The organism is Dryocola clanedunensis (assembly GCF_038405435.1).
Taxonomy (GTDB): Bacteria; Pseudomonadota; Gammaproteobacteria; order Enterobacterales; family Enterobacteriaceae; genus Dryocola; species Dryocola clanedunensis_A.
This window is the reverse complement of the sequence record NZ_JBBYHZ010000104.1, coordinates 1-648: the sequence shown is the minus strand read 5'-3', so window position 1 is coordinate 648 and position 648 is coordinate 1. Positions and strand designations below refer to the sequence as shown.

Here is a 648-nt window from a genome sequence, read left to right as displayed (position 1 = left end):
AGGCTGCTGCTCAGGCGCAACCCATCGACGGGCATCAGTGCGCCGGTGAACTCAACGCCCTGGCTGCGTGCTTCGCCGCCGTTGACGCCATAGGAGATGCCCTGGGCCGTGAGCAGATTCAGGCGGATGTCATCCCAGTCGATGCGGAAGGCGGCCACTTCCACCAGCGCACGACGATCCCAGAAGTGGCTCTTCAAGCCGGCTTCGTAGTTGATCAACGTGTCCGACTTGACCTGCGCGGGGACTTCCGGCGCGGCCGGCAGGATGGGGTTCGGGCTGCCGGCGCGGTAGCCGGTGGCTACGCGCACGTAGGCCATGGTGTCCTCGCCCAGGAACAAGCGCGGGCTGGCGCTCCAGGTGGTCACGCTCTCGGAGGATTCGGTGATCCGCTGCACCCCGTCACCACCCAGCGGGCCGCCGAGGGTCTGGCGGAACTCCTGGTCGTTGCGGGCATGGCGCACGCCCAGGGCCAGATCGAAGCGGTCGGTGAATTTCCAGGTGGCGTTGCCGAACAGCGCCTTCTCTTTGTAGGTGGTCAGCACCGAGGCGGTGAACAGATCGAGCACCGGGTTGAAGGCCGGGCTCAAGGCGCTGCCGCGCTCGATGTAGGCCGCGTCTTCATCGGTGTAGAACGCGCCGAGCTGCCAT

The 648-nt window shown here is 66.5% G+C and carries 1 protein-coding gene; it reads right to left on the bottom strand.

The window, feature by feature from the left end:
- Positions 1-648: TonB-dependent receptor domain-containing protein (locus AAE045_RS23675; protein ID WP_455549752.1), on the bottom strand; the 648-nt coding region annotated here is incomplete at both ends.